The sequence below is a fragment of the Pseudomonas sp. W22_MBD1_FP4 genome, from assembly GCF_052113765.1.
Lineage (GTDB): Bacteria > Pseudomonadota > Gammaproteobacteria > Pseudomonadales > Pseudomonadaceae > Aquipseudomonas > Aquipseudomonas sivasensis.
In genome coordinates this window covers 163,834-186,241 of sequence record NZ_JBGQOI010000009.1, presented here as the reverse complement: position 1 = coordinate 186,241, position 22,408 = coordinate 163,834, and the positions used below count along the sequence as shown (strand labels likewise).

The 22,408-nt window shown below is 61.1% G+C and carries 20 protein-coding genes; 15 read left to right on the top strand and 5 right to left on the bottom strand.

What is annotated here, in order from left to right; all coding sequences use genetic code 11:
* Nucleotides 1–68: 68 nt before the first annotated feature.
* The 3 genes from ACEN2T_RS14175 to dinG all read right to left on the bottom strand — a co-directional run bounded on the left by ACEN2T_RS14175 (nt 69) and on the right by dinG (nt 5,827).
* Complete coding sequence (locus ACEN2T_RS14175) at nt 69–1,214, bottom strand: serine hydrolase domain-containing protein (RefSeq protein ID WP_442116876.1); 1,146 nt, start codon at nt 1,212–1,214, stop codon at nt 69–71.
* An 82-nt stretch (nt 1,215–1,296) separates the two neighbouring features.
* On the bottom strand, nt 1,297–3,594 hold the full coding sequence (locus ACEN2T_RS14170; protein ID WP_442116875.1) for a beta-galactosidase: 2,298 nt from the start codon (nt 3,592–3,594) through the stop codon (nt 1,297–1,299).
* A gap of 88 nt (nt 3,595–3,682) precedes the next feature.
* Complete coding sequence (dinG, locus tag ACEN2T_RS14165) at nt 3,683–5,827, bottom strand: ATP-dependent DNA helicase DinG (protein ID WP_032891598.1); 2,145 nt, start codon at nt 5,825–5,827, stop codon at nt 3,683–3,685.
* 99 nt (nt 5,828–5,926) lie between these two features.
* Between dinG and ACEN2T_RS14160 the strand changes: the two genes are divergently transcribed.
* Nucleotides 5,927–6,391: a CopD family protein gene (locus ACEN2T_RS14160; protein WP_032891599.1), complete on the top strand. Its 465-nt coding sequence runs from the start codon at nt 5,927–5,929 to the stop codon at nt 6,389–6,391.
* 76 nt (nt 6,392–6,467) lie between these two features.
* On the opposite strand, the gene ACEN2T_RS14155 is transcribed toward ACEN2T_RS14160, so the two are convergent.
* Nucleotides 6,468–7,226 (bottom strand): hypothetical protein, encoded by a 759-nt coding sequence (locus ACEN2T_RS14155; protein ID WP_032891600.1) that lies wholly within the window; start codon nt 7,224–7,226, stop codon nt 6,468–6,470.
* A 244-nt stretch (nt 7,227–7,470) separates the two neighbouring features.
* Here ACEN2T_RS14155 and ACEN2T_RS14150 point away from each other — a divergent pair, with 244 nt between their 5' ends.
* From ACEN2T_RS14150 to pdeM, 14 genes are all read left to right on the top strand, one after another.
* Complete coding sequence (locus tag ACEN2T_RS14150; RefSeq protein WP_032891602.1) at nt 7,471–7,968, top strand: DUF6231 family protein; 498 nt, start codon at nt 7,471–7,473, stop codon at nt 7,966–7,968.
* Between the two features lie 4 nt (nt 7,969–7,972).
* Nucleotides 7,973–8,443, top strand: a complete 471-nt coding sequence (locus tag ACEN2T_RS14145) for a YchJ family protein (RefSeq protein ID WP_032891604.1) — start codon at nt 7,973–7,975, stop codon at nt 8,441–8,443.
* Nucleotides 8,444–8,462: 19 nt separating this feature from the next.
* On the top strand, nt 8,463–8,945 hold the full coding sequence (locus ACEN2T_RS14140; RefSeq protein ID WP_032891606.1) for an LEA type 2 family protein: 483 nt from the start codon (nt 8,463–8,465) through the stop codon (nt 8,943–8,945).
* A complete protein-coding gene (locus ACEN2T_RS14135) occupies nt 8,942–9,136 on the top strand; it encodes an SEC-C metal-binding domain-containing protein (RefSeq protein ID WP_154988615.1) in 195 nt (64 codons plus the stop codon). Before ACEN2T_RS14140 ends, ACEN2T_RS14135 begins: the two co-directional genes overlap by 4 nt.
* Before the next feature lie 180 nt (nt 9,137–9,316).
* Nucleotides 9,317–11,758 (top strand): penicillin acylase family protein, encoded by a 2,442-nt coding sequence (locus ACEN2T_RS14130; protein ID WP_442116874.1) that lies wholly within the window; start codon nt 9,317–9,319, stop codon nt 11,756–11,758.
* Between the two features lie 201 nt (nt 11,759–11,959).
* Complete coding sequence (locus ACEN2T_RS14125) at nt 11,960–12,964, top strand: ligase-associated DNA damage response exonuclease (RefSeq protein WP_442116873.1); 1,005 nt, start codon at nt 11,960–11,962, stop codon at nt 12,962–12,964.
* Entirely contained in the window at nt 12,961–14,595 is a 1,635-nt protein-coding gene (locus ACEN2T_RS14120) for an ATP-dependent DNA ligase (RefSeq protein WP_442116872.1), read from the top strand. Before ACEN2T_RS14125 ends, ACEN2T_RS14120 begins: the two co-directional genes overlap by 4 nt.
* A gap of 229 nt (nt 14,596–14,824) precedes the next feature.
* Nucleotides 14,825–15,604 carry a transporter substrate-binding domain-containing protein gene (locus tag ACEN2T_RS14115; protein ID WP_032891615.1) on the top strand — a complete coding sequence of 260 codons (780 nt, stop codon included), beginning with the start codon at nt 14,825–14,827 and terminating at the stop codon, nt 15,602–15,604.
* A gap of 57 nt (nt 15,605–15,661) precedes the next feature.
* Nucleotides 15,662–16,390, top strand: coding sequence for an ABC transporter permease (locus tag ACEN2T_RS14110; RefSeq protein WP_032891617.1), 729 nt, complete (start codon nt 15,662–15,664; stop codon nt 16,388–16,390).
* Nucleotides 16,387–17,097, top strand: coding sequence for an ABC transporter permease (locus ACEN2T_RS14105; RefSeq protein WP_032891620.1), 711 nt, complete (start codon nt 16,387–16,389; stop codon nt 17,095–17,097). Before ACEN2T_RS14110 ends, ACEN2T_RS14105 begins: the two co-directional genes overlap by 4 nt.
* Nucleotides 17,098–17,106: 9 nt before the next feature.
* A complete protein-coding gene (locus ACEN2T_RS14100; protein WP_032891623.1) occupies nt 17,107–18,225 on the top strand; it encodes a succinylglutamate desuccinylase/aspartoacylase family protein in 1,119 nt (372 codons plus the stop codon).
* A 13-nt stretch (nt 18,226–18,238) separates the two neighbouring features.
* The gene (locus ACEN2T_RS14095) at nt 18,239–19,003 is read left to right on the top strand and encodes an ABC transporter ATP-binding protein (RefSeq protein WP_032891624.1); all 765 of its coding nucleotides are present in this window, start codon (nt 18,239–18,241) and stop codon (nt 19,001–19,003) included.
* 58 nt (nt 19,004–19,061) lie between these two features.
* The gene (locus ACEN2T_RS14090; RefSeq protein WP_442116871.1) at nt 19,062–21,536 is read left to right on the top strand and encodes a ligase-associated DNA damage response DEXH box helicase; all 2,475 of its coding nucleotides are present in this window, start codon (nt 19,062–19,064) and stop codon (nt 21,534–21,536) included.
* Nucleotides 21,533–22,186, top strand: coding sequence for a ligase-associated DNA damage response endonuclease PdeM (gene pdeM, locus ACEN2T_RS14085; RefSeq protein ID WP_099601280.1), 654 nt, complete (start codon nt 21,533–21,535; stop codon nt 22,184–22,186). Before ACEN2T_RS14090 ends, pdeM begins: the two co-directional genes overlap by 4 nt.
* Nucleotides 22,187–22,209: 23 nt before the next feature.
* Here pdeM and ACEN2T_RS14080 read toward each other — a convergent pair whose 3' ends face one another.
* Nucleotides 22,210–22,407 (bottom strand): hypothetical protein, encoded by a 198-nt coding sequence (locus tag ACEN2T_RS14080; protein WP_010212420.1) that lies wholly within the window; start codon nt 22,405–22,407, stop codon nt 22,210–22,212.
* Nucleotide 22,408: the final 1 nt, after the last annotated feature.

Sequence of the window (22,408 nt, the reverse complement as noted above, 5' to 3'; positions counted from 1 at the left end):
TACATCATTTCGTTCAGCGTCTTCTTATAGTTGCCTTTGTAACAAAAAAATGTGAAACAGCAAGGGGTTTACAGACAACCGGCCAATATTCCGACCAACTTCTGTGCACGAGGGTCCATAAGTACATAAGGCCCCAATGTATTAGTCACGAAACCAAACGCTACATCGTGTTCGGGGTCGGCAAAACCTACCGATCCACCTGCACCAGGATGCCCAAAAGCACGCGGGCCAAGGCCGAATGTGGCATTAGGCAACTGCGGTTGATCCAACATGCATCCCAAACCAAAGCGAGTTTGTGTCAATAATGTTTTATCCGGCCCGATACTGTGTTCACGGGTCAACTCTTCGAGCATGTCGGCTTCCAACAAACTACCGCCCAACAAACCACTATAAAAACCCGCCAGGCTACGCGCATTACCGTGACCATTAGCCGCGGGCTGCTGCATGCGTCGCCATTCAGGTTTATTAGTACTGGTCAAAATAGACGGTGGATTGGCAAATGCCCGTGTGGTCATGGCGGTGGGTTCACGCATCATTACTTGCAGTAAACGTTGCGCAGCTTCATCGCCCATATTGCCTTTGCTGCGCGCTATATGGGCAACACGATAAAACTCTTCATCCGCCAGGCCCACATGAAAGTCCAGGCCCAACGGCCGTGCAACGCGCGCCACAATGGATTCACCAGGCCCACGCCCATCGGCGCGGCGCAGCAGTTCGCCGACCAGCCAGCCGTAGGTGATTGCCTCGTAACCATGGCCTTGGCCCGGCGTCCACCAGGGTGCTTCGGCCGCGAGGGTGTCGACCATCAGTTGCCAGTCATACAGGGCCTCGGTGGGCAGCATCTCGCGGATCGCCGGCAAACCCGCCTGATGGCAGAGCAACTGGCGCAGCGTGATGCTTTCCTTACCGGCAGCGGCAAATTCCGGCCAGTACTTGGCAACTGGAGCGTCCAACTGCAACTTACCCTCAGCCACCAATTGCAGGGCCGTGACGGCAGTAAATGTCTTGGTGCAGGAGAAAAGATTGACGATGGTGTCGCTGTGCCAGGCCTCGGCACCGTCCTTGTCAGCGGTGCCGGCCCACAGATCGACCACGGTTTCGCCACCGATCTGAATGCAAAGCCCGGCGCCACGCTCCTGTGGGTCATCGAACAGCGCGGCAAACGCTTCACGTACCGCTTCGAACTGGAGTTCGTAATGACCCTGAATCTGCACGTAAGCCGCCTCGAAAAACACCATTGAAAGTGGCCGACATTGTTCCAGCCCTTGTAGGTTTTGTGAACCCGTCAGCGATCAATCAATGACCGTTGGCGGAGTGCCCACCGGCATGCCCGGCGCCCTGCCCTGCGCCTTTGCCGTCATGCCCAGACTTACCGCCTTCACCTTCACGGACAGCGCTTGCCGCCTTGGCCTTTTCCGCCTCCTTGCCCAGTTGGTCCACCGCCGCCAGGTTGCTTTTACGCACGCTGTCGACAAAGCCCTGATAAGGCACGTCGGTGATGCCCACCAAGCCGAAGTGGCCGTTTTCACCGTCCAGCAAACGGCCGGTCACGGGTTGGTCCAGGTATTGGAACCAGTGCACACCCACAATCGACGGTTCGGCCATGGCTTGCTTGAGGAAGTTGGCGTACGCCGCGCCACGGTCCTCTTCCCTGGCCAACTGGGTCACGCCGCCCCAGAACGGGCCACGGTCGGCAGAGCCAAAGTTGAATTCAGTGATCAGCACGGGTTTATCCAACGCGCGCAGCGCAGCGAAGTCGTAACCGTCCTGGGGCTTGAGGGTGTACATGTTGAAGCTCAGCACATCGCAATACTGTGCACACGAAGCCACAGCCTCGGGCGTGCTCACCGCATAGCGACCACCCAGCAACAACTGGTTCGGCGCGTGCCATTTCAGTGAATCGGAGATGGTCTTGAAATAAGCATCGGCAAAGGTTTTCTGGAAGTATTTAAAGTCGGCCTCGATTTCCGGGTGCTCAGGGTTGGGAATCGGTGGTTCAAAGCCTGGATCTTCCATCAGCTCCCAACCCGCCAATTCGATGCCCCAGGCTTTCGACAAGCCTTCTTCATTGCGGTACTTGTCCCGCAATTGCTTGAGGAAAGCGCGTTTGGCTGGAACGTCGGTGGTCATACGCAACGTGCCGTAGGCCAAGGCGTAGCGGGATTTCGGATCATCACCCGGCCCTGCCCAGGCCAGTTCGTTATCGGCAAAGAAGCCGATCAGCCACGGGTCGTCGCGATGGTCGCGGGCAGCAATCGCAACGGCACGCTCGGTCGCCATGGCGAAGCGTGGGTCAAACGGATCGGGCATGCCGCCCCACCAGTCGGTGCCGGTGCTGATGCTGGCGTAATCGCCGACGATCGACAGCGGCAAGGTATAGGGGACGCGGTCGGCACGGGCCAAAGCCTCGTCGCTCCAGTTGCCCACGGTGTTGAAACCCCAGGCTTGCAGGCGGTCCAGGGTGTGAGTCACCCAGCGTTTCTGGTCGAAGCCTTCGCCACCGTAGGCGCGCTGCAGGTTGGCGCCATAGAAATCGTACCAACGCCCGGCGCCAAAACTGCGCCCCTCACCCGCACCGTTACCGGTGCGGTTATCGCCGCTGCCGTAATACTTATCCAAGGGCTCACCAGCCTTGGGCAACGCCGCAAACATCCATTCACGACCGGCCACGTAGGTCTGGCTGTTATCCGGGGCCACGGTATTGACGCCCAGGGAGTAGAACGGATGGCCCTCAGGCGTTACCAGATACCAGCGGCCGTCACGCTTCTCCGTGTGGAAAAAGCCGCTGGCCTTGAATGCAGGGCCTTTGTTCCAGCCACCAAACCTGTCCAATGCGGACTTATCCCGCGCAGCCAACCAGCCTTGAAGCTGGGTTTGCTCTTTGGCCGCGGCGGCCTTGAGCTGCTCGTCGCTGCTGACCTTCTCTGGCCAACGCGCACGGGTGGATTGGCCATACGTATCCACTAACTCGCTGTAGGCGGCCTTCAATACCGGCTCACTGTCCTGCACACCAAAGCGCTCTAGCAGGATGCTTTGGGCCGCGTTGGGCTTGATCATCGACAACGTCACCGAGACCACCTGGCTGCGGTCGATTTCCCCTGCGCTGCCAGCCAGCAACACACGCTGGCCATCAACAGTAATCGGCATCGGCGGGCCGGCCTTCATGCCCTGACTCAGCGGCGAGTTGGCTTGCAGCGGGATCAGCAGGGTCTGTGCCCGGCCGGCCGGCAGGTCGATTCGACTGACCAACGTTTTGCCGTCACTGCTCTGCACCTTGACGTAAAGGGTCAGCGCCCAGTCCATGGCACTCTGAATACGCAGGCTCATGGCGCTGGACTGCGACCAGTCCCACACCCCCGTCTGCGGGCTAAGCACCAAGCTGGGTTCGGCGGCCGGGTTGAAGGTGATACGGCGCAACACCTCACCTTCGGGGGTTTGCTCGGCGTTGTATTGCGGCAGGCTGGCGTCCTGGGTCGCCACCTTGACCACATCGGCAGGCCGGACGAAGTTGAACAGGGTTTGTTGCCCGGCGGGCGCCGCCATCAAGGGCGCAGCGAACAGCAGGGCAAAAAGGGCGGGCAGCGTGCGAATCATACGAGCAAGGTTCTCCCAAACGGCCGGTGAATGGCCTGATGACATTGATGAGATAGACCACGAAGTGGGCGAATCCGCCCACAGTGGCTTAAGAAATTTCGCGCCGGAACGGCGGTAAAGCATTCAGGATAGCTTTGCCGTAGCGCTGGGTGACCAAACGACGGTCGAGCAAGGTGATGGTGCCGCGGTCTTCTTCCGTACGCAGCAACCGCCCGCAGGCCTGCACCAGCTTCAAGGAAGCATCAGGCACCGAGATTTCCATGAACGGGTTACCGCCCCGCGCTTCGATCCATTCGGCCAACGCGGCCTCTACCGGATCATCCGGCACCGAGAACGGAATCTTGGCGATCACCACGTGCTCGCAGTACGCGCCCGGCAAGTCGACACCTTCGGCAAAGCTCGCCAGGCCGAACAATACGCTGGAGTCCCCGCCGTCGACGCGCGCCTTGTGCTTATTCAGGGTTTCCTGCTTGGACAGGTTGCCCTGGATAAACACCTGCTTGCGCCAGTCGCGGTCGAGGCCGTCGAACACGTCCTGCATCTGCTTGCGCGACGAGAACAGCACCAGCGTGCCCCGGGAGCCTTCGACCAGGCCCGGCAAGTCACGAATGATCGCGGCAGTGTGGGCCGGCGCGTCCCGAGGATCGGCCTTGAGGTCCGGCACCCGTAACACTCCGGCGTCGGCGTGATGGAACGGGCTCGGCACCACGGCGGTGACGGCTTTTTTCGGCAGCCCGGCGCGCATGCGGAACCGGTCGAAAGTGCCCAGGGCCGTCAGCGTGGCGGAGGTGACGAGGCAGCCGTAGGCCACGTTCCACAGATTGCGCCGAAGCATTTCGGCGGCGAGGATCGGGCTGGCATTGACCTCAATATCAAACAGCGCGCCGCTTTCCGACAAGGTCAGCCAACGGGCCATGGGCGGGTTGTCTTCCGGGTCTTCGACGGTAAACGCGGTCCACAGCTCCCAGTTACCTTGGGAACGGGACAACAGGCTGCCGAACAGTGGGTACCACTCCTCGGCCTGGTTACTGGCGATGCCGATATTGACCTCGCCATCCATGCCTTCCTTGAGCAAATCCGTGAGACGGGTAAACAGGTCAGTCAGGCGTGAAAAGCCTTTCTTCAGTTCAATGCCCATTTCGCGCATATGCTCGGGGATCATCCCGCCGACAAAGCGGTGACGTGGGCGCTCACGGCCCTCCACATCTTCGCCGGGCTTGAAGTCGGCGACCTGCTCGCAGGCGCTGAACATGAACTGCTGCTGGGTCTTGATCTCCCGCGCCAGCTCCGGCACCTGCTCAATCAGCTTGCCCAAGTCGCCGGGCAGCGGGTGCTGGGCGAGCAATTTGGTGAGGTTCTTCGCGGTGGTTTCCAGCCAGTCGGCGGTGGAACGCAGGCGCGTGTAGTGGGCGAAGTGGCCGATGGCCTTGTCGGGCAGGTGATGGCCTTCGTCAAACACATAGAGCGTGTCGCGAGGGTCCGGCAGGACGGCGCCGCCGCCCAGGGCCAGGTCGGCCAGGACCATGTCGTGGTTGGTGACGATTACGTCGACTTTGCCCATGCCCTCGCGCGCTTTGTAGAAAGCGCACTGACCGAAGTTCGGGCAATGGCGGTTAGTGCATTGGCTATGGTCGGTGGTCAGGCGTGCCCAGTCGGCGTCTTCAAGGGCGGTGGGCCAGCTGTCGCGGTCGCCGTCCCATTTATTGCCGGCCAGTTTCTCGATCATGCTGGTAAACAGCTTCTGGCTGACTTCATCAACCTCAATCTTGAAGCCTTCTTCTTCGAACAGCGACGCCGTGGCGGTCTGCGCGTGGCCTTCCTGCAGCAGCACATCGAGCTTGGACAGGCACATGTAGCGGCCACGGCCCTTAGCCAGGGCAAACGTGAAGTTCAGGCCACTGTTGCGCATCAGGTCGGGCAGGTCTTTGTAGACGATCTGCTCTTGCAGGGCGACGGTAGCGGTGGCGATCACCAGGCGTTTGCCTGCGGCCTTGGCGGTCGGGATCGCAGCGAGGCTGTAGGCAACGGTCTTGCCGGTACCGGTGCCGGCTTCGACGGCCACGACCGCTGGGTCACCTTCGCGGCGACCTTCGTCGTCGGTGTCGATATCCCCGAGGACCTTGGCCACTTCGGCGATCATCAGGCGTTGGCCGTAGCGCGGTTTCAAGCTCTTGGCTTCGAGAAAACGCGAGTAGGCGCCCTGGATCGTGGTTTTGAGTTCAGTGCTGATCATGGATAGTCGGGCGCAAAAAACGCTGGATAAATTTTCAGTGGTTCGGATCGGCCGCTATCATACCCCGCTAATTAATCCCGCGCAGAACGGAGTACCACAATGACCGCGTTTAGCCTCGCTTACACCCTGCATGTATTGGCCGCCCTGGTATGGGTGGGCGGTATGTTTTTCGCCTGGATGATCCTGCGACCCGCCGCCATGGCGGCACTTGAGGGCCCTGCCCGACTCAAGTTGTGGGCAAATGTGTTTCAACGTTTTTTCGTGTGGGTATGGGTGGCGGTGCTGGTTTTGCCGATCAGCGGTGTGGGCCTGCTGCAACTGCGTTTCAGCGGGTTTGAGACTGCACCGCGTTACGTGCAGGTGATGATGGGCTTGTATCTGGTGATGACCGCGTTGTTTATCCGCATCCAGGCGTTGAAATTTCCGGAGTTGAAGGCGGCGGTGGCGGCTGAGGATTGGCCGGCGGGCGCGGCTGCGCTGGGGCAGATTCGCAAGTTAGTGGGGGTTAATCTGATTGTTGGGTTGGTGGTGGTCGCGATTGCTTCGGCTCGGCCGATGTTCTGAGACGACCTTTAGCCCGCTATCGGCAGCAAGCCCCCCACACCCGGAATGCATTCCAAGGTGGGAGGGGCTTGAAGTATCAGAGACGCTGAATAGTCACAGTCCCCGCAGGCCCAACCGGCCCCGGTTGTCCTTCCAAACCAGGACGGCCCTTTTCGCCGCCATCGGCGCGATACACCAGGCAGCCTTTGGATTCCCCGCCTTTGCCCGGTTTGCCCGCTGTACCCGCCAGCCCGCCAGCGCCGCCGTCCACCCAGACCTTGATATGTTCAGCCGGGAAGTCCTTAGGCAACTCCACGCGTACCTGCGCACCCGCGCCCCCCGGCAGGCCATCACCGCCATTATCACCATTGAAACCGCGCCCGGCTGAGCCCCATGTGCAACCCGGGTCCACACCATTGGCACCATCAAGCCCGGCATAACCCTGAGCACCGGCGCCGCCACGGGCATCCACCGACAGCTCTTCAGCCGCCAGCGAATTGATGCGCAAGGTCAGGTCTCGACCGGCTTTCGCAGGTTTTTCATGGGTGCCTGGCGCGCCGCGCGAGGTGATCTGGCTGCCATGTTCCAGTTGCGCATGACCCACCTGCAATTGCAGTCCGACAGCGCCGGGGACAATGGCGATACGTGCATCGCGCCCCAAATGCAGCTCATCGACGGTGACCTGGCTGATGGTCGAGGGGATCAGCAAGGTGCCGTAGTCCGCCACTTCCAAGCGTTCCAGCTGCAACACACTGGTGCTGCTGGGCAGGCGCATCAACGAGTTGGTTTCGACACTGACGCTCTGGGCCAGGGCAACGGGGCTGGCCAACAGAGCCAACAGAAAAACCTTACGCATCATGGGGCTCCTGAGTGTTTTCAAATTTTTCTTTGATCGCACAGTAACGACTTCTACAGGCGATTTGCCAGTGAAGGTTCAAAAAACTTGAAAGGGCGGCGGTTAAAGAGAGGATCTGCGCCGCGGCACCCCATCCCCGCATTCATTGAGGATGAACATCAAAGTAGGACTTTTCGCCATCACCTGCTCTAGGCCCACACGCTCAGCCGCGCTAGTCTCTACGGTCCTGATGTGAGGATCTCTGATGACCGCTGGTATTTCTGCCCGTACCCCCCAGCAAGCCCTGGCCGCATTGCTCGATCTGCACCAGCCCAAACGCCTGTTGCTGTTGGGTGCCAGCCAGTTCCCGGCGCTGGATGCCTTTAAGGAAGCGCATCCCGACACCCAAGTGTTTGTGGCAACGCCTGGGCCGTTGCCCGCAGAGCTGGCCGCGCTGCGCTTTGACCTGGCATTGGTGGTCGATTGCCTGGAGCACCTGTCAAAACCTCAAGGCCTGACCCTGCTCGGCGGGATTCGCAACCTCAACGCCAGCCGCATTGCGGTGCTGGTGGACCTGGGCGCCTGCGACTGGAAGGACACCGATTTCTTCTCTCTGGCCCTACAGGCCGGCGAACGCTTCCAGCGCGATGAGCAGGTGCTGACGCTGTTTACCTACGATCTGCTTGACTATAAACAGGTGCCGGACTGGCTCAATGCCCGCTTCTGGGCCAACCCGGAAAATTTCGGTAAGTATTGGTGGTAACCCAATGAGTACATCCATTTGTCCCTGCGGCAGTGGCAACCTGCTGGATGCCTGCTGCGGCCATTATCACGCCGGTCACCCGGCGCCGTGCGCCAGCGCGTTGATGCGCTCGCGCTACAGCGCCTATGTGCTGGGCCTGGTGGACTATTTGGTGGCGACCACATTGCCCGCGCAACAGGCGGGTTTGGATCGCGAATCCATCAGCGCCTGGAGTGCACAGAGCACCTGGCTCGGCCTTGAGGTGGAAAGCTCGGAGGTGTTCGGCGGCCAGCCGGAACATGCCTTCGTGACCTTTACAGCGCGCTGGCACGACAGCACCGGCGAACATAGCCACCGCGAACAGTCTTCTTTCGTACAGAATGACGGGCGCTGGTACTTCATCGATCCGACGGTGGAGGTGAAGGCTGGGCGCAATGACGCGTGCCTGTGCGGCAGCGGGCAAAAATTCAAGAAGTGCTGCTCCAGCTACTTCTAACCACAATAGGACCAACGCCATGCTCCGGATCTACAGCTTGATGCTGGCGTTAATCTTCGGTCTAAGCGGCTGTGCGTCGTGGTTCGAGGACGACGCGCCGCCGCCCCACGTCTCTCTAGTTAAGGTCGAAGTGGTGCGGGCCAAGTTGCTGGAACAGAAATTCAAACTGTACTTTCGCGTAGACAACCGCGACGACGCCGACCTGACCGTGCGCGGCCTGATCTACAAGGTCACCCTGGATGATTTTGTGCTGACCGAAGGCGAGTCCAACGAATGGCTCACCGTGCCGCCCCGAAGCCATGCGTTTTTCAAAGTTTCCGTACGCACCAACCTCTGGCCGCAGATACGCAGTGTCGTGCAGTTGTTGAAAAAACCCGACCAACCCGTGCCCTATCGCTTGGAAGGCGAGCTCAAAACCGGATTATTCATCGGTTATGACGTGCAGGTGGCCCACAATGGCGTGATAATCCCCGGCGATTTTATTCCGGAGCGACATCAATGACTCAGCAACCCCATGTCCATGGTCCTGACTGCAACCACGATCACGATCACCATGATCACGGCCATGTCCACGGCCCGAACTGCGGCCACGCTCATCAAGAGCCTGTGCGCAACGCGTTGAAGGACGTTGGCCGCAACGATCCTTGCCCATGCGGCAGCGAGAAAAAATTCAAGAAGTGCCACGGGGCGTAAGCCCGATACTGTAATAGGCGCCCGGCGACGGTTCGGGCATATGAATGGGCACGGAAAGCCAATCCGCCCAAGTCCTCTTGGGCCGTTCATGAAAATAAGGCTGAGCTCCTGCTTGCGTCGGTTCGCCGCGCTCACTAACGTAGCGCCTTTACTGACGCTACCCCCCGCAGGAGCTTTGCCATGGCCTCGCCAGCCCTCTCACATTTTCTCCCCCGGTTCGGCGTTGCCGCGGCAGTGGCCAGTGCATTAAGCCTGGCCGGTTGCCAGCTCCAGAGCACCCAGGACACCTTGCCGCCCGTTGCGGGCGTACAGCCGATCAAAGGCCTGGCACAAAACGTGTCGGTGCGCCGCAATGCCCAAGGCATGCCGCTGATCGAAAGCAACACATTCCACGACGCACTGTTCAGCCTTGGCTATGTGCACGCCAGTGACCGCATCACCCAGATGGTCACCCTGCGCCTGCTGGCCCAAGGCCGTCTTGCAGAAATATCCGGCCCAGAGGTGTTGGATGTCGACCGCTTCATGCGTGCGGTCAACCTGAAAAAAAGCGCCGGCGAGCTGTACAACGCCTCATCGCCGCGCCTCAAGCGCTTCTTCGAAGTGTATGCCCGTGGCGTCAACGCCTACCTGTTCCGCTACCGCGACAAGCTGCCGCCGGACCTGGCCCAGACCGGCTACAAGCCCGAATACTGGAAGCCGGAAGATTCGGCGCTGTTGTTCTGCCTGCTGAATTTCAGCGAGTCGGCCAACCTGCAAGAAGAGCTCGCCTCTTTGGTGCTCGCGCAAAAAGTCGGCGTCGACAAACTCGCCTGGCTTACCCCAAGCGCACCGGATGAGCCCATCCCACTGGCCGAAGCCGAGAAGCTCAAGGGCGTGAACTTCAGCCAGATCACCGGCCTGGCGGGGCTGGACACCGTCAGCCAGCAACTGGGCAGCCTCAATGCCCTGGCCGTGACCACGTCGAGCAACTGGGCCATCGGCCCGCAGCGCAGCCGCAGTGGCAAGAGCCTGCTGGCCAACGACCTCGCCGCCCAACCGCAAGCACCGTCGCCATGGAGCTACGTGCAGATTCGCGCCCCGAAATACCAGGCCGTCGGCGCCTCGATTGCCGGCTTGCCAACGCTGCTGTCCGGGTTCAACGGCAAAGTCGCGTGGAGCATGAGCACGGTCAAGGGCGATACCCAGGACCTGTTCCTGGAAAAGGTCAAACGCCAGGGCAACGCGCTGTACTACGAGAACAACGGCAAATGGCTGCCGGCCGGCGTGCGGAATGAAACCTTCTTCGTCAAAGGCCAGCGCTCGACTCGCGAAGTTGTCTACGAAACCCGTCACGGCGCCCTGCTCAACAGCAGCCAGGCGCTCACAAGCGGTCTGGGCCTGGCGTTGCAAACAGCCGACTTTAAAGACGACAAGAGCCTGGATGCGTTCTTCGACCTGTCCCGCGCGCAAAACGTCGCCAAAGCCTCGGATGCGACCCGCGAGATTCGCGCCATTGCCTTAAACATGGTGTTCGCCGACGCCACCAATATCGGCTGGCAGGTCACCGGCCGCTTCCCCAACCGCCGCGAAGGCGAGGGTCTGCTGCCGTCGCCAGGCTGGGATACGCGTTTTGACTGGGACGGCTACGCCGACGCGATGCTGCATCCTTATGACCAGGACCCGGCCCAAGGCTGGATCGGCACCGCCAACCAGCGCACCGCGCCGCGTGGCTATGGCATGCAGTTGTCCAACTCCTGGGACGCCCCGGAGCGCAGCGAGCGCCTGGCGCAATTGGCCAATGCCGGCAAGCACGACAGTCGTAGCGTGATCGCCATGCAATACGACCAGACCACCACGTTCGCCGCCAAGCTCAAGACCATGTTCCAGGCACCGGGCATGGCCCAGCCGCTGAAACAGGCGATTGATGGGTTGCCTGCGGCCGAACAGACCAAAGCGCGTGAAGCGCTGAATCGCCTGATGGCCTTCGACGGTCGCCTCGTCGCGACATCCGCCGACGCGGCTCTCTATGAGTTATTCCTGCAGGAAAGTACCAAGCAGATCTTCCTCGACGAACTCGGCCCGGAAAACAGCGCCAGTTGGAAAGCGTTTGTCAGCAACGCCAACCTCTCCTACGCCGCCCAGGCCGACCACTTGCTGAGCCGCGAAGACAGCCCGTTCTGGGACGACGTGCGCACACCGCAGAAAGAAGACAAACCGGCGATCCTGGCCCGCAGCCTCGCGGCCGCGATCACCGCGGGCGACAACCAGCTGGGCGCCGATCACAAGGCCTGGCAGTGGGGCAAGCTGCACAGCACCACCTGGAAGAACACTGCTGGCCAAGCCATTCGCGGCCCGTTGGCGTCCGGCGGTGACCACAACACCTTGAACCCGGCGCCGTATAGCTGGGGCCAGGATTTCAACACCACCCAAGTCCCGGCGCTGCGCATGATCGTCGACTTCGGCCAGGTGGAACCGATGATGGGCCAGGGCGGCATCGGCCAATCCGGCAATCCCGCCAGCCCGAGCTACGCCAATGGCATCGACCCGTCGCTCAAGGCGCAATACCTGAGCTTCCCGATGCAGCCGCAGAACTTTGAGAAGGTCTATGGGAAAGCTCGGTTGACCCTGACTCCAGGCAAATAAACCGGCTTTCTCCTGAAGAACCCGGGTCAAAATGTGGGAGGGTGCTTGCTCCCGATAGCAGTGGGTCAGCCAATACAAATTTGACTGATCCACCGCCATCGGGAGCAAGCACCCTCCCACATTTGGCTCTCTGCATTTAGATAGAACTTCTCCAGGTTCATTCTCCTCCTACTGATAAGCCCATCGCCCACGGCACACCCCATGGACCTTGTCATCGCCCGCCCTGAAGGTCTCTACTGCCCCGCCGGTGATTTCTACATCGACCCTTGGCGCGCGGTAGAACGTTCCGTCATCACCCACGCCCACGGCGACCACGCCCGCACCGGCAACCAGCATTACCTGGCCGCCGCGCCCGGCGAAGGCATCCTGCGCTCGCGCCTGGGACAGGACATCAACCTGCAAACCCTGGCTTACGGCGAGAAACTGCAGCATCACGGCGTGACGTTGAGTTTCCATCCGGCCGGGCATGTGCTCGGCTCAGCCCAGGTGCGCCTGGAATACCAAGGTGAAGTCTGGGTGGCGTCTGGCGACTACAAAGTCGAGCCTGATGGCACCTGCGCGCCCTTCGAACCGGTGCGTTGCCACACCTTTATCACCGAATCCACCTTCGGCCTGCCGATCTACCGGTGGCAGCCCCAGGCGCAGATTTTTGCCGGGATCAACGACTGGTGGCAGGCCAATATCGCCGCCGGCAAGGCCAGCGTGTTGTACTGCTACTCCTTCGGCAAAGCCCAGCGCATCCTGCATGGCATCGACGCCAGCATCGGCCCGATCCTCAGCCACGGCGCAGTCGAACCGCTGAACCGGGTGTACCGCGAGGCCGGCGTCTACATTCCCGAGACGCTCTACGCCGGTGACTTCACCAAGACCGACCCGCTGCTGCGCCAAGCCCTGATCATTGCCCCGCCCTCCGCCGGCGGCAGCAGTTGGATCAAGCGTTTCGGAGACTACAGCGACGCGTTCGCCAGCGGCTGGATGCGCCTGCGCGGCACACGGCGGCGGCGCGGTGTGGACCGAGGTTTTGTGCTCTCGGACCACGCCGACTGGCCCGGTTTGTTGTGGGCCATCGAACAAACCGGCGCGGAACGGGTGATGGTGACCCACGGCTCAGTCGGCGTATTGGTGCGCCACTTGCGGGAAAAAGGCCTGGACGCCCAGGGTTTCACCACCGAGTACGGTGACGACGAAGAAGAGGTCAGCGCATGAAGGCCTTCGCTGAGCTGTACGCCAACCTCGACGCCACCACTTCCAGTAACGCCAAGCTCGCGGCCCTGCAAGCCTACTTCCTGAAGGCGCCGCCTGAGGATGCGGCATGGGCAGTGTATTTCCTGTCCGGCGGACGCCCTCGACAACTGGTGCCGACGCGCCTGCTGCGGGACATGGCCACCGAAGCGTCCGGCATCGAGCCTTGGCTGTTCGAAGAGAGCTATCAGTCGGTGGGAGACCTGGCCGAAACGATTTCCCTGCTGCTGCCGGAATCAACCTACACCTCAGAAGACGGCCTGGCCGTGTGGCTGGAAGAAAAACTCCTGCCCTTGCGCGGCCTCTCACCTCAGGATCTGGCAGAGCGCCTGCCAGCGTTATGGGCACAGCTGGATCAACCGAGCCTGATGGCGTGCATCAAATTGATCACCGGCAGCTTTCGTGTGGGCGTCTCCAAATTGTTGGTCACCCGCTCCCTTGCCGCCATGGCCGGGCTGGACAGCAAACGCGTGGCCCAGCGGCTGGTGGGCTACACCGATCTGTCCAACCGCCCGACACCCCAGGGCTACCTCAAACTGATCGCCGCAGAATCGTCCGACGAACATGCGCAACGCGGCGGTCAGCCGTATCCGTTTTTTCTTGCTCACGGGTTGTCGCAGCCGGTAGAGCAATTCGATGCATTGCTTGGCTCCCCAGCCGACTGGCAGGTGGAGTGGAAGTGGGACGGCATTCGAGCGCAAGTGGTCAAGCGCGAGGGGCGCCTGTGGGTCTGGTCCAGGGGTGAAGAATTGGTGACTGACCGTTTTCCCGAACTTCACAGCCTGGTAAGTGGCCTGCCCGATGGCACGGTGATCGACGGCGAAATCGTGGTGTGGAAAGAATCAGTGCAACCCTTCGCTCTGTTGCAGCAGCGTATCGGTCGCAAGACCCTGAGCAAAAAAGTCCTTGAGGATGCGCCGGTGGCGGTGCTGGCCTACGACCTGCTGGAACATGCGGGCGACGACTGGCGCAACCACACCCAGGCCGAGCGCCGCGCACAGTTGGAACAGGTGATTGCTGTGTGCAACCAACCGGTATTGCAGCCCTCACCGCTGCTGACGGGTGCAACTTGGCAGGACCTTGCGCAGCAACGCGAAGCCTCCCGCAGCCTCGGCGTCGAGGGCATGATGCTCAAGAATCGCCAAGGCCTGTATGGCGTCGGCCGCACCAAGGACATGGGCCTGTGGTGGAAGTGGAAAGTCGACCCGTTCAGCGTCGACGCCGTGTTGATCTACGCCCAGCGCGGCCATGGCCGGCGCGCCAGCCTCTACAGCGACTACACCTTTGCCGTGTGGGACGGCCCGCCCGGCAGCGAGCGCAGCCTGGTGCCGTTTGCCAAAGCCTATTCCGGACTGACCGACGAGGAGATGCGCAAGGTCGACGCGATTGTGCGCAAGACTACGGTGGAGAAGTTCGGCCCGGTCAGCAGCGTCACGCCAAGTATGGTGTTCGAGTTGGGGTTTGAGGGGATCGCCCTGTCCAAGCGGCATAAAAGCGGGATTGCGGTGCGCTTTCCGCGGATGTTGCGGTGGCGCCAGGACAAGGCGGTAGAGGAAGCCGACAGCCTCGCCACTCTGCAAGATCTCCTGGCCTGACGTAACGCCCGCTCTCAGGTTTTAATTTCCGTATGACTCGTAATGGTGCACTCATATTCCGATGCCCACTTTCGGGCATCTCCTACACTCAAGATTCCCTCTTCCCACCTTTTAAAACGATCATTCGGAACTATGGTGCAGAAATTGCTACTTGTGTTCCGTCTGACACCGTTCAGTAACAGTCCTAAACGCGCCACAAGCGCTTATCTTGGTTTCCAGGGATTACATAATGAAAAAAGCATTGCTGACCCTTTCTGCACTGGCTCTGTGCATGGCCGCCGGTACCGCGCTGGCCAAGGAATACAAGGAATTGCGTTTTGGTGTCGATCCGTCCTACGCGCCCTTCGAATCCAAAGCTGCTGACGGCAGCCTTGTGGGCTTCGATATCGATCTGGGCAATGCCATCTGTGCCGAGCTGAAGGTCAAGTGCAAGTGGGTCGAAAGCGACTTCGACGGCATGATCCCAGGCCTGAAGGCCAACAAGTTCGACGGCGTGATCTCGTCCATGACCGTGACCCCGGTGCGTGAAAAGGCCATCGACTTCTCCAACGAGCTGTTCTCCGGCCCAACCTCGCTGGTGTTCAAGAAAGGCGCTGGCTTCTCGACACCTGAGTCGCTCAAAGGCAAGTCCGTGGGCTACGAGCAAGGCACCATCCAGGAAGCCTATGCCAAGGCTGTGCTGGACAAGGCCGGTGTGACCACCAAGGCCTACGCCAACCAGGACCAGGTTTATGCTGACCTGACTTCCGGCCGTCTCGACGCTTCCGTACAGGACATGCTGCAAGCCGAACTCGGTTTCCTGAAGTCGCCAGCCGGTGCCGGCTACGAAGTCAGCGCAGCTATTGACGACCCATTGCTGCCGTCGAAAACCGCGATCGGTATCAAAAAAGGTAACACTGAACTCAAGGCGCTTTTGGATAAAGGTATCAAAGCGTTACACGATGATGGCACCTACGCCACTATCCAGAAGAAACACTTTGGCGATCTGAACCTGTACAGCGGCAAATAATGCCCGGGGCGCCCCTCCAGTGGAGGGGCGCTTTTTTATCGCCATAGGTCCTGATTTATGTTCGAAGATCTGTTGCAAACCCTCGGGCTGAGCGCGTTCAGCTTGAAGGGTTTCGGCCCGCTGTTGCTGCAAGGCACCTGGATGACCCTAAAGTTGTCGGTGTTGTCCCTGGCCGTCAGCGTGTTGCTGGGCCTGCTCGGCGCCAGCGCCAAACTCTCCAGCCTGCCCTTCCTGCGCATTCCCGCCCAGCTCTACACCACGTTGATCCGTGGCGTACCCGACTTGGTGCTGATGCTGCTGATTTTTTACAGCCTGCAAACCTGGCTGACCGGCCTGACCGACTTTATGGAATGGGAATACATCGAGATCGACCCATTCAGCGCCGGGGTGATCACCCTGGGCTTTATCTACGGTGCCTACTTCACCGAGACCTTTCGCGGCGCGATCCTCGCCGTGCCCCGTGGCCAGCTGGAAGCCGCCACTGCCTATGGGCTCAAGCGCGGGCAACGCTTTCGCTACGTGACCTTCCCGCAGATGATGCGCTTCGCCCTGCCGGGCATCGGCAATAACTGGATGGTGATGCTCAAGGCCACCGCACTGGTATCGATCATCGGCTTGGCGGACTTGGTCAAGGCGGCCCAGGACGCGGGTAAAAGCACTTATCAGTTGTTTTATTTCCTGGTGCTGGCCGCGCTGATCTACCTGGTGATCACCAGCGTCTCCAACTTTGTCTTGCGCCGTCTTGAACGTCGCTACTCCGCAGGCTCCCGGGAGGCGGTGCGATGATCGAACTCTTGCAGGAATACTGGCGCCCGTTCCTTTACAGCGACGGCCAACACATTACTGGCCTGGCCATGACCATGTGGTTGCTCAGCGCCGCACTGGTGATCGGCTTTCTGGTGTCGATCCCGCTGTCCATCGCCCGCGTGTCGCGCAACCCGCTGGTACGCTGGCCGGTGCAGTTCTACACCTACCTGTTTCGTGGCACACCGCTCTATATCCAGTTGCTGATCTGCTACACCGGCATCTACAGCATCGCCGCCGTGCGCGAACAACCGGTACTGGATGCGTTCTTTCGCGATGCAATGAACTGCACGATCTTGGCCTTCGCCCTTAACACCTGCGCCTACACCACGGAGATTTTCGCCGGGTCCATCCGCAGCATGGCCCACGGCGAAGTCGAGGCGGCCAAGGCCTACGGGCTCAGCGGCTGGAAGCTGTACGCCTATGTGATCATGCCGTCCGCACTGCGCCGTTCGCTGCCGTACTACAGCAACGAAGTGATCCTGATGCTGCATTCGACCACCGTGGCGTTTACCGCGACGATTCCGGACATCCTCAAAGTGGCACGAGATGCCAACTCGGCGACCTTCATGACCTTTCAATCGTTCGGCATTGCCGCGCTGATCTACCTCGCCGTGACCTTTGCCCTGGTCGGCCTGTTTCGGCTGGCGGAACGTCGCTGGCTGGCCTTTCTCGGGCCGAGCCATTAAGGAGCCTTCATGCGTCATCAGCTACATGAACTGATTGCGCCGGTGCCAGGCACGGCGCGGCAAATCCACAGTTTCCACTTCGGCCCGCAGCAGGCCGCAGGCAAGGTTTACATCCAGTCGTCGCTGCATGCCGATGAGCTGCCCGGCATGCTGGTGGCCTGGCACTTGAAGATGCGCCTCGCCGAATTGGCGGCGGCTGGGCGGCTGTTGAGCGAGATCGTGTTGGTGCCCATCGCCAACCCGGTGGGCCTGGAACAGGTGTTGATGGATATCCCCCTGGGCCGCTACGAGTTGGAGAGCGGGCAGAACTTCAATCGCCTGTTTGTCGACCTCAGTGATGAGGTGGGCAACCAGGTCGAGGCGCTGCTCGGAGATGATCCGCAACACAATGTCGAACTGATTCGCGCCGCATTGAGCACCGCCTTGGCCGGGCAAACCGCCGCAACCCAGTTGCAGTCTCAACGACTGGTACTGCAGCGCCTGGCCTGCGACGCCGACATGGTGCTGGACCTGCATTGCGACTTCGAAGCCGTTGCGCACCTGTACACCACACCAGAGGCCTGGCCGCGGGTGGAGCCGTTGGCGCGCTATATAGGCTCGGAAGCCAACTTGCTGGCCACCGACTCCGGCGGGCAGTCTTTCGATGAGTGCTTCACCCTGGTCTGGTGGCAGTTGCAGCAACGTTTTGCCGGGCGCTTTCCGATTCCCATGGGCAGCTTTTCGGTAACCGTCGAACTGCGCGGCCAGGGCGACGTCAACCACGGCCTGGCCAGCCTCGATTGCCAGGCGATCATCGATTACCTGATTCACTTCGGCGCAATTGCCGGCGACCCGGCACCGCTGCCCGACCTGCCCTACCCGGCCACGCCCCTGGCAGGCGTCGAACCCGTGGCGACGCCGGTGGGCGGCCTGTTGGTGTTCAGCGCCCTGCCCGGTGAATACCTGGAAGCCGGGCAACTGATCGCTGAGATCATCGACCCCATTACCGACCGCGTAACGCCCGTGCACTGCCACAACGCAGGCCTGCTTTACGCCCGTTCGCTACGCCGCATGGCCACTGCGGGGATGGTCATCGGCCATGTCGCAGGCTCAGAGGCCTATCGCAGCGGCTATCTACTTTCGCCTTGAGGATGCACGCCCCATGTACAAATTGACCGTTGAAGGCCTGCATAAAAGCTATGGCGACAATGAGGTGCTCAGAGGTGTCTCGCTCAAGGCCAAGACCGGAGATGTGATCAGCCTGATCGGCGCCAGCGGCTCGGGCAAAAGCACCTTTTTGCGCTGCATCAATTTCCTGGAAACCCCCAACGACGGCGCCATGACCCTCGACGGCAAACAGATCCGCATGGTCAACGACCGCCACGGCATGCGCGTAGCCGACGACGCCGAATTGCAGCGCCTGCGAACGCGGCTGGCGATGGTCTTCCAGCACTTCAACCTGTGGAGCCATATGAGCGTGCTGGAAAACATCACCATGGCCCCGCGCCGGGTATTGGGTTGCAGCAAGAAAGACGCCGAGGACCGTGCTCGCCGCTATCTGGACAAGGTCGGCCTGCCGGCACGGGTGGCCGACCAGTACCCGGCGTTTCTCTCCGGTGGTCAGCAGCAACGCGTGGCGATCGCCCGCGCGTTGGCCATGGAGCCGGAAGTGATGCTGTTCGACGAACCCACCTCAGCCCTGGACCCGGAACTGGTGGGTGAAGTGTTGAAGGTGATCCAGGGGCTGGCTGAGGAAGGCCGCACCATGATCATGGTCACCCATGAGATGAGCTTTGCGCGCAAGGTGTCGAACCAAGTGCTGTTCCTGCACAAGGGCATGGTCGAAGAGCAAGGCGCGCCTGAGGATGTGTTGGGCAACCCGAAGAGCGAGCGCTTGCAGCAGTTCCTGAGTGGCAATCTGAAGTAAACCTTTGCGGTGCCGGGAGGGTCTGTGGGAATAGACCCTCCAGAGCGTCAGGCACCGCATGGCAAAACCCCACGACTTCGCCAAGACATGGTTCGCCGCCAAGGGCTGGAAGCCGTTCGACTTCCAGAAAGCGGTTTGGACGGCGGTCAAAGATGGCCAGTCCGGGCTGCTGCACGCCAGCACCGGCGCCGGTAAAACCTATGCGCTGTGGTTTGCCGCCCTCAATCGCTTCGCCAACATCCGCCCGCCTGCTACGGGCAAACGCAAACCGCCTGCCGAGCCCCTCACCGTCCTGTGGATCACGCCGATGCGTGCGCTGGCCGCCGACACGGCTCGCGCCCTTGAAGCGCCGCTGGCGACCTTGCAGATTCCCTGGAGTGTCGGCCTGCGCACGGGCGATACCAGCAGCAGCGAGCGCGCCCGGCAAACCCGCCGCCAACCCACCGCTCTGATCACCACCCCGGAAAGCCTGACGCTGATGCTCGCCCGCGCCGACAGCGAGTCGAGCCTGGCGCACCTGCGCATGGTGGTGGTGGATGAATGGCATGAACTGATCGGTAACAAGCGCGGCGTGCAGTTGCAATTGGCGTTGGCGAGGCTGCGGCGCTGGCATCCCGACCTGATGGTGTGGGGCATTTCGGCGACCCTGGGTAATCAGGCCCACGCGCTTGAGGTTTTGGTCCCACAAGGCGGTGCAATCAATGTGCAGGGGCAAACGGCCAAATCCCTAAAAGTCGACACCTTGTTGCCGCTGGTTACCGAGCGTTTTCCCTGGGCCGGGCATATCGGTTTGAAGATGTTGCCGCAGGTGGTCGCCGAGGTGGAGGCCAGCAGCAGTTGCCTGGTGTTTACCAACACGCGGGCGCAGTCGGAAATCTGGTACCAGGCCTTACTGGAGGCGCGGCCCGATTGGGCTGGATTGATTGCCCTGCACCACGGCTCGCTGTCCCGGGAAACCCGCGATTGGGTAGAGCGCGCCTTAAAAGACGGCCAGCTTAAAGCGGTGGTGTGCACTTCCAGCCTGGACCTTGGGGTGGATTTTTTACCGGTGGAGCGGGTACTGCAGATCGGTTCGGCCAAAGGTATCGCCCGCCTGATGCAACGCGCCGGGCGCTCCGGCCACGCGCCGGGGCGACCGTCGAGGGTGACGCTGGTGCCGACCCACAGCCTGGAGCTGGTTGAGGCTGCGGCAGCCCAGGATGCAATTGCAGCGCGGCGCATCGAAGCACGCGAATCGCCCTACAAACCGTTGGATGTACTCGTACAACATTTGGTGAGCATGGCCCTGGGCGGTGGCTTTACACCGGATGCCTTGCTGGCGGAAGTGCGCGGCACCTGGGCGTATCGCGACCTTACGGATGCGGACTGGGCCTGGGCGCTGGGATTTGTGCGCCATGGCGGCTTGTCGCTCACCGCTTATCCGGATTACCGCCGTGTGGAGCCCGACGAGCATGGCATCTGGCGCGTCCCCGACGCTCGGTTGGCGCGGCGCCACCGCATGAGCGTAGGCACCATTGTCAGCGACGCGAGTATCCAGCTGAAGTTCTGGAGCAAAGGCGGCGGCGGCAAGAATCTGGGCAGTGTTGAGGAAGGTTTTATCGCACGGTTAAAGCCCGGCGATGGTTTTCTGTTCGCCGGACGTCTGCTGGAGCTGGTGCGGGTAGAAAACATGACCGCTTACGTACGCCGCAGTACCGCAAAAAAGGCAGCCGTACCGCGCTGGAATGGCGGGCGCATGCCGCTTTCCAATGAACTGGCCCAGGCCGTGGTGGAGCGCTTTGACGCTGCGGCCCATGGGCGTTTCGAAGGCCCCGAGATGCGGGCGGTGCAACCGTTATTGCAGACGCAGTTGCGCTGGTCCGGCCTGCCGACACGGGAACACTTGTTGGCCGAAGTGCTGAAGTCCCGGGAGGGGTGGCATCTGTTTTTATACCCGTTTGCCGGGCGTCAGGTGCATTTGGGGTTGGCGAGTTTGCTCGCCTGGCGGGTCAGCCAAGGGCAGGCGGTGACCTTCTCGATTGCCGTCAATGACTATGGTCTGGAGCTACTGAGCGCCACGCCGTTGGATTGGACAGTGTTGCTGAACGAGACCCTGCTCAGCCCGGCGAATTTGCTGACGGATGTAGCCGCAAGCCTGAATGCCGGGGAACTGGCGCTGCGGCGCTTTCGTGAAATCGCCCGTATCGCCGGGCTGGTGTTTGCCGGTTACCCCGGTGCGCCGAAAAGTACGCGGCAGGTGCAGGCCTCCAGTGGATTGTTCTTTGAAGTGTTCAAGCAATATGACCCGCAAAACCTGTTGCTGGCCCAAGCAGGGGAAGAAGTCCTGCGTGACGAGTTGGATATTCGCCGACTCGAAGAGACCTTGCTTCGGTTATCGGCGCTGAAAATGGATGTGTATGTGATCGAACGTCCAACGCCCCTGGCGTTCCCGCTGCTGGTGGAGCGGATGCGCGAAAGCATGAGTTCGGAAAAACTTTCAGAGCGCATTGCGCGGATGGTCAAAGACTTGGAAAAAGTTGCGGAGAAACGATGACGCATTGCTCGGTGACGCTTGGGGGCGAAGAGCTGTGGTTGCTGGCGGAGAAAGCGGTTTACTGGCCTGCGCGCCAGTGCCTGTTGATTGCCGATGCGCACTTCGGCAAGGCATCGGCCTATCGAAGCCTGGGGCAACCGGTGCCACAAGGCACGACCTCCGACAATCTGCAACGATTGGACCGCGTGTTAAACGCCCTGCCGTGCGCGCAGGTGATCTTTCTCGGCGACTTCCTGCATGGCCCAGGCTCCCACGCCAGCGGCACGCTGAGCGCACTGAGGAGCTGGCGAGCGCGCCACAGCGACCTGGCGATGACCTTAATCCGCGGCAATCACGATAAACGCGCGGGTGACCCGCCTGCCGACTTGAGGATCGAAGTGGTTCCTGAACCCCTGCTGATGGGCCCATTCGCCCTGCAACACGAACCGGACGCCCATGCCAGCCACCTTGTGTTGGCGGGGCATGTGCACCCGGTGTATCGCTTGCGCGGCAAGGGCCGGCAAAGCCTACGCCTACCGTGCTTCCTGCTGAGCTCGAGCGTCAGCCTGTTGCCGGCGTTTGGCGCGTTTACGGGCGGATATACCGTGGAGCAAGACAATGATCACCAAATCTTTGTGATTGGCGACCATCAGGTCTGGCCAGTTGGCTGAAACACCGACTGGCCTGGCTGGTATCAAGCGACAGGTGCGGGTGGCGGCTCGTCCGGAAGAGTCGGCTCGCCGGGTTCGGTGGGCTGCGGGTAATCCGGCTCGGGTTGGCCAGGGATGCCGCCCGCGTAAGCGGGATCGGCCATCAGGGACCAGGCCAGAACACCAATCTGGTTGGGTTCAAGCCGGGCAAGTTCTGCGCTGATTCGCGGGTCGATCTTCATA